The following is a 7,632-nucleotide window of genomic DNA, read 5'->3' as shown; positions in this document are numbered from 1 at the left end:
ATGAAAATGCCTGAATTCCTTTATGAACTGGAACTTAGGCTCTGTAAGACATAATTCCTCCTCGCAAGGTCAAAATCAGCGAACGTACAGTGATTTAGACAAAGGGCGAATTTACCGAGAATATTACAGCATTGAGCGATTGAGAGAGTTAGCCGAACGTCCCCATTGGCGGCGGGAAGGTTTTCAAGATTTATGGCAAGGTTTACGGGTAACTTTTTTACTATTTGATGAAAATTGGCGCGGTGAAGTGTTGGGTTTATCTCCCCTCAATGGTGATTTATTCGGTTCAGAAACACTATCAGCTTTAGATGATTGTGCGATTGATAATTATGATTTACTCGTAGCTATTCGTCAGTTATCACTGTACCAAGATAAAGTACAAATGCGGCGGGTAAATTACGAATTTCTAGACGTAGAAGAATTAGGAAGCGTCTATGAAAGTTTATTAGATTTTCATCCCCAAGTAATTCAGCGTCAAGGGATATATGAATTTGCCTTAGTGTTTGGTAGTGATAGGAAAACCACTGGTTCTTATTATACGCCACCGCAGCTTGTACAACAACTTATCAAAACTGCACTTGTACCAGTAATTGAAGAAAAACTTTGCAAATTAGACAACAATCACGAATTAGAAAAAGCACTTCTTAGTCTGAAAGTCTGTGATCCTGCTTGTGGTTCGGGACATTTTCTTTTAGCAGCAGCAAGGCGTATTGGTAAAGAATTAGCCAAAATCAGAACTGGGGAAGATGAACCTGGAAGTCAACCTTTAAAATTAGCGATTCGAGATGTTATTCAAAATTGTATTTATGGAGTAGATTTAAATCCGTTAGCAGTCGATTTATGTAAGGTAGCATTATGGATTGAAGGATTTCCAGGTAAGTTACCACTTAGCTTTTTAGATCACAGAATTAAGTGTGGAAATTCTTTGGTAGGAGTCTTGGATTTAGATTGTCTGCAAGAGGGAATTCCTGATGAAGCTTATAAGGCGGTAACTGGGGATGATAAAAAGTTATCTACTCAGTTTAAGAAGCGCAATAAGAAAGAACGGGAGATAGATAATCAAGGACAATTATCAATATTTGGAGGCTTAGAAACCGAACGTACACACTACGCAGAAAGTGCGCGGGAGTTGGGATATATTGCTGAAGCTACACCGCAACAAGTGAGAGAAAAGCAAGCGCGATATCAGCAAACTCGTAAAGATTCGGGATGGTGGCGAGATTATTCAGCCTGTAATTTGTGGACTGCGGCATTTTTTATGCCGTTAACTGAACAGAATTTGCAATTGTTACCGACGACGGCGGCGTTAACTCAGCTTTTGCGGGGTAATTTGTCAACGCAAGAGATTAAAGATGCGGCTAATAAGTTGGCTGAAGAAAAGCACTTTTTTCACTGGCCTTTGGAATTTCCTGAAGTGTTTGAACAAGGCGGATTTGATTGTGTGTTAGGTAATCCACCTTGGGAACAACTGCAACTTGATCCGAGAGAATTTTTTGCTTCTCGTAATTCGGAGGTTTCGGAAGCGCAAAATATGGTAGCACGAGATAGGATGATTACAAAACTTAGCAATTCAAATCCAGAATTATATGCTGAATTTGAAAGAGAAAAACATCATGTTGATGCTTACCAGAAATTTATCCACTCTAGCAACAGATTTCCTTTAACCAGTTTTGGAAGAATTAATTTAGCTCCCTTATTTACTGAAATGGCTAGAGATTTAATATCACCTACTGGTCAAGCAGGAGTTATTGTTCCTACTGGTATTGCAACAGATTCTTTTAATCAATATTTTTTTGCTGACTTATCACAAAAGCAAGCTTTAGCAAGTTTGTATGATTTTGAGAATCGAGAAGGTTTATTTGCTGCTGTACATCGCAGTTATAAATTTTCACTACTGACTATAAGTGGTAAACCAATCAAATGTGGTAATTTTGCTTTTTTCCTGACTCAACCCAAACAGTTAGATAATCAAGCGCGTCTGTTTCAGCTTTCACCCCAAGATATTGCTTTAATTAATCCTAATACGCTCACTTGTCCAATTTTTAGAACTAGTACAGATGCTGAATTAACTAAGAAAATTTATCAGCGTGTTCCTGTTTTGGAAAATGAGAAAACAGGTAGCAACCCTTGGGCTGTTTCATTGTTACTGATGTTTATGATGAATACAGATAGTGGATTGTTTAAAAATGAGGTGGCTAATGATTTAGCTCCACTTTATGAGGCTAAGATGTTTCACCAGTTCACTCACCGTTGGGCAACTTATACTGATGATCGCGATACTCGTAATTTGACTGATGAGGAAAAAGGTGATGCGTCTTTTTCTGTTCAGCCGCGTTATTGGGTGAGTCGGGTTGAAGTGGAAAATAAGTTAGCTAATAAGTGGAATAAAGATTGGCTTTTGGGTTGGAGAGATATTTGCAGATCAACTGATGAACGTACTGCAATCTCTTCCATATTACCTAAATCAGCTTATGGTGATACAGTACTTTTGATGCTTCCGCAGATAGAGAATAAAATATTAATATCATGCTTATTTGCTAACATAAACAGTCTTAGTTTTGACTTTGTAGCAAAGCAAAAAGTAGCAGGAACACATCTTAAATTCTTTACCATGCGACAACTCCCTGTAATTTCCCCAGAAGCATACACCCCGGAAGACATCGAATTTATCAGCACCCGCGTACTCGAATTAGTCTACACCGCCTGGGATATGCAACCCTTCGCCAAAGATATGGGATACGACGGAGAACCCTTTATTTGGAACCCCAACAGACGCGCATTATTAAGAGCAGAATTAGACGCATATTACGCCAAACTCTACGGACTCACCCGTGATGAACTGCGATATATTCTAGACCCTGCTGATGTCTACGGTGCAGACTTCCCCAGCGAAACATTCCGCGTTTTAAAGAACAACGAAATTAAGCAATTTGGCGAATACCGTACCCAAAGATTAGTTTTAGAAGCTTGGGATAGAATGTTTAAATAATTCGTGATTCGTAATTAAGACTTTATGAAAACAGATGCAATTTTTTATGAGATATTTAAAGAATTTCCCAACATCTTCTTTGAAATTATTGGTAAACCAGATACTAACACCAATATCTATGAGTTTATCGCACCAGAAATTAAACAAAAAAGCTTCCGATTAGATGGGGTATTTTCTCCTCTTGAAGAATTCCCTAATGAAGCACTGTACTTTGTTGAGATTCAGTTTTATAAAGATGAAGAATTTTATGATCGATTATTTACAAGTATATTCCTTTACTTCACCCAATATCAGCCACCTAACCCTGACTGGTTCGCCATAGTTATCTATGACAAGCGTAGCAATGAACGTACCTATCCCCAACGTTATCGTTCCTTGTTGGAACCCCATTTACGTCGCTTTTACCTAGACGAACTTGAAGACATACCAGATGATTCTCTGGGCATGGGAATTGTCCGCTTAGTTGTAGAGAGTGAGGACAAAGCTGGAGAATTCGCCAAAAACCTAATTAATCAAGCAAAGGAGGAATTAACAGACACTCTCAGCCAAAGAAAAGTTCTAGAATTTATAGAGACAATCGTAGTCTACAAGTTTCCTAATTTAAGCCGCGAGGAAATAGAAACCATGCTGAATTTAAACTTGCTGAAAGAAACTAGAGTTTATCAAGAAGCCAAAGCAGAAGGTGAACTAGAAACTAAATTGAAAATGATACCGATTTTGATGGAACTAGGATTAACTATTCAACAAATCGCTGAACGTTTAGAACTAGAAGTCGAGGAAGTAAGGAAAGTTGTACAAGAAATGTAAAAAAATAAACAATAAGGAAATAGAAACCATGCTGAACCTAGACTTACTGAAAGAAACTAGAGTTTATCAAGAAGCCAAAGAAGAAGGTAAGGAAGAAGGAAAACTAGAAACCCAATTGAAAATGATACCTCTTTTACTAGAACTAGGATTAACTATTCAACAAATCGCTGACCGTTTAGAACTAGAAGTGGAAAAAGTAAGAAAATTTGTAAATGAAATGTAAAAATTTTCACAGTAACAACCTTTAATAACAGGAAATAAAAACCATGCTGAACCTAGACTTACTGAAACAAACCAAAGTTTATCAGGAAGCAAAAGAAGAAGGCGAACTAGAAACTAAGTTAAAAATTTTGCCCAAGCTGGTGCAACGAGGACTTAGTGTTCAGGAGATAGCAGAGTTATTAGAATTGGATGATGAAACCATTAGAAAAGCTTTAGAGGAGTAGTTTAAATTACATAATTTATTCAGGGGAAATTTTTAAAATTTATGCCTATTACTGTCAAGTTAAATGAATTAATACAGCAACCAGAGAATGCTATTTTATCTATCAGCACTCTCTTAGGTCAGAACTTAGCATTGCTAGATTGTTCGGGCGTAGTAGCTGTTACTCCACAACAATTAACCCTTTTATTTACAGCTATTCCTGAAGCTTGGGATTTCAGAGAAATTAAAGAAATTTTCGATTTTTCTACAATTACCCTAACATTCAATCACCAGCTTCAAGAATGGATTAACCAACGTCTAGGACGCACCCAGTCACAACCTTCCATTACTAACTATGAATTATCAACTACAAATGACCTGGATATTTTTAACTTCCGCAACGAGGTAATAGGCGACTACCGCCGCTATATAGAAAGCTTCCTCAAAATCCGCGATCGCAAAGTCAAAGAATTTGTAGACACAGAATTAGACAAAGGACAACTCTGGACTGATCCCCTAGTACAACTCAATCCCAGTTACAAAAAAGGTGCGACAGTCAAAGAATTAGTACAACAGCGAACCCTTCATCCAGACTGCGAAAAATACTTCTACAAAAAAGACGGCACACCCTTTACTTTCCACTACCACCAAAAGCAAGCATTTGAAACCGCACAACGCCAAGAACCTTACGTTGTTACCACAGGCACAGGTTCCGGTAAAAGCATGACTTACGTTGTGCCGATCTTCAATGATTTACTGCGTCATCCTGAAATTTCAGGAGTCAGGGCAATATTGGTTTATCCGATGAATGCCTTAATTAACTCCCAAAAAGAAGAACTCGACAAATTTTTACGCCAAGTTCCGAATACTCATATTCGTGTTGAAAAATACACCGGGCAAGAAAGTTTAACCAAGAAAACCGAAATTCAAAACAATCCACCCCATATTTTACTCACCAACTACGTGATGCTAGAGTTAATGCTCTCACGCACTCACGAAAATAAACTGGTAGAGTCTCCCAATTTAAAATTCCTGATACTGGATGAATTACACACCTATCGCGGACGACAAGGTGCAGACGTTGCCATACTGATCCGCAAACTCCGTCAGCGTAGCAAAAGTAATGACGAATTACTCTGCATTGGTACAAGTGCCACCATGTCAACAGTCGGTTCCCGCGAACAACGCCGTCAGGTTGTGGCAGATGTCGCTAGTAAGTTATTTGGAGTGGAGATTAAACCCAGCAATGTCATTGATGAAACCCTAGAACGTTCTATCCAACGTGTTGAACCTACTATTGAACAACTGTGCCAAGGAATCTTGGCAGGTTTACCAACCGAGTTAGAACAAACACCAACAGAATTCCGAAACCATTCCCTGAGCTACTGGATCGAGATGAACTTCGGTTTAGAAGAAAGAGAAGGGTATCTCGTCCGCCGTCAACCCATTAGTTTAGAAACAGGTGCAACCAAACTTGCCGAACAAACCCAGCTTCTAGAGGAAACTTGTTTAACAGTCCTCAAACAGATGTTCCTTTGGGGAAGCAAGATTAATGGACTTGCTTTTCGCCTACATCAGTTCATTTCCCAAGGGGGAAGCGTTTACGCCACTATTGAAAATCGAGACAAACGCCATTTAACCCTTGAAGGTCAATATACAACCACCGACAACCGCCTACTTTATCCCCTTGTTTTTTGTCGGGAATGCGGACAAGATTACTACGTCGTGCGCTACGATGCCGATAAACATATTATCCTGCCCCAATTGCCCACTGCATTAGATATTAGTCCTGATGATGCAGATATTACCGAAGGTTATCTCACCCTCGATGAACCAGAACTTTGGGATACAAGCGATGAAGATAGACTTCCTGACTCTTGGTTTAGTGAAACAAAAAAGAAAGGACGGGTTGCCAAAAAAGACTTTGCACGATTTATTCCTCGCAAACTCCAAATTCTACCCAATGGTAAAGTTACATCCTCTCTGTTGCAAGGAACCACTTGTTGGTTTATTCCTAAACCATTTCTAACCTGTCTTAACTGCGGTGTACTCCATGACAAAAAGCGCAACGAATTTGCTAAACTTTCACGTCTGAGTAGTGAAGGGCGCAGTACTGCCACCACTCTGCTTTGTCTTTCTACCACCAGCCGCCTCAAGAAAGTCTTCACAGGCGAGGAAGCTAAAGCTGCCAAAATCCTCAGTTTTACTGATAATCGTCAAGATGCTTCATTACAAGCAGGGCATTTCAATGATTTTGTCCAAACCAGTTTCTTACGGGCTGCACTTTTAGGGGCAATTCAAGCTAAAGGGCAACTCACCCATAGCGAATTAGCTAGTGTAGTCGTCCAGTACATGGGAATCACTCAAAACGACTATGCCAAGCAAGCAGCAGAGTTTGGTGTTGGGAAGCGACGCAATGAAGAAGCCTTTCGTAAACTGATTGAATATCGTCTTTACGAAGACTTGCGTCGGGGGTGGCGTATTGTTCAACCCAACCTCGAACAGTGCGGACTGTTGATAATTGAGTATGACGGACTGCAAGAAGCCTGTGCTGACGATAAACTATGGCAAAAACACCGCCATCCTCTTTTACTACAAACAACTCCGCAACAACGTTTCATCATTACCCAAGCATTCCTCAACCATTTGCGGCGAGAATTGGCAATTGATGCCAAACTTTTACAACCAGACCAAAAAGATTCACTCAAAAGCGAAGTCATTCAAGCTCTTAAAGAACCTTGGGTATTTGATGAGAACGAATATTTATACTTAGCAACTTGGGCAACTATTAGCACTGGTGGTAATGAAAAAGCGAAAGTCAAACTTACTACTAGAAGTAAAATTGGACGATTTTTGCGATCGCCGAATACATGGTCGCTCCGTAGCCAACTTTTAACAGATGTAGAGTTCAACAGCTTAATCACTACTCTAATTGATGCTTTGTGTGATGCTGGCTACCTAGTGCAAGAAAAATCTGAGGTACAGCTACGCATAGACTCACTACTATGGAAAGCAACCAACCTCAAGGAAATCCCTACCGATCCCTTAACATCCCGTCGCTTGCAAGGTAACGATAAACCCAATATATCAGTTAATCAATTTTTCCAAGGTTTTTACCAAACCAATGCCTTGCAAATCCAAACAATGGAAGGGCGAGAACATACAGGACAGGTAAGCAACAAAGACCGTCAAGAACGGGAAGAAAAATTTCGTCAAGGACAATTAGCTGCATTGTTCTGTTCTCCGACAATGGAATTAGGCATCGACATTTCCGACCTTAGCGTTGTCCATCTCCGAAACGTTCCCCCCAGCCCCGCTAATTACTGTACGTTCGCTGATTTTGACCTTGCGAGGAGGAATTATGTCTTACAGAGCCTAAGTTCCAGTTCATAAAGGAATTCAGGCATTTTCA

General features: G+C 39.7%; 5 protein-coding genes. All 5 read left to right on the top strand.

Translation table 11 applies throughout. The annotated features are described in order from the left end of the window. Nucleotides 1–22: 22 nt before the first annotated feature. The 5 genes from V7K32_RS00345 to V7K32_RS00325 are packed head-to-tail and all read left to right on the top strand — an operon-like array spanning nucleotide 23 to nucleotide 7,613. Entirely contained in the window at nucleotides 23–2,989 is a 2,967-nt protein-coding gene (locus V7K32_RS00345) for an Eco57I restriction-modification methylase domain-containing protein (protein ID WP_334989266.1), read from the top strand. 24 nt (nucleotides 2,990–3,013) lie between these two features. Beyond that, entirely contained in the window at nucleotides 3,014–3,796 is a 783-nt protein-coding gene (locus V7K32_RS00340; protein WP_334989264.1) for an Rpn family recombination-promoting nuclease/putative transposase, read from the top strand. Nucleotides 3,797–3,824: 28 nt separating this feature from the next. Then, entirely contained in the window at nucleotides 3,825–4,019 is a 195-nt protein-coding gene (locus V7K32_RS00335) for a hypothetical protein (RefSeq protein WP_334989262.1), read from the top strand. A 43-nt stretch (nucleotides 4,020–4,062) separates the two neighbouring features. Beyond that, entirely contained in the window at nucleotides 4,063–4,242 is a 180-nt protein-coding gene (locus tag V7K32_RS00330; RefSeq protein WP_334989260.1) for a hypothetical protein, read from the top strand. A gap of 41 nt (nucleotides 4,243–4,283) precedes the next feature. Next, nucleotides 4,284–7,613 (top strand): DEAD/DEAH box helicase, encoded by a 3,330-nt coding sequence (locus tag V7K32_RS00325; protein WP_334989258.1) that lies wholly within the window; start codon nucleotides 4,284–4,286, stop codon nucleotides 7,611–7,613. The last annotated feature ends 19 nt before the right edge of the window (nucleotides 7,614–7,632 follow it).

Origin of the sequence: Nostoc sp. (assembly GCF_036917635.1) — a bacterium.
Taxonomy (GTDB): Bacteria; Cyanobacteriota; Cyanobacteriia; order Cyanobacteriales; family Nostocaceae; genus Nostoc.
The sequence above is the reverse complement of the archived record's forward strand: the minus strand, read 5'-3'. Positions and strand labels throughout refer to the sequence as shown.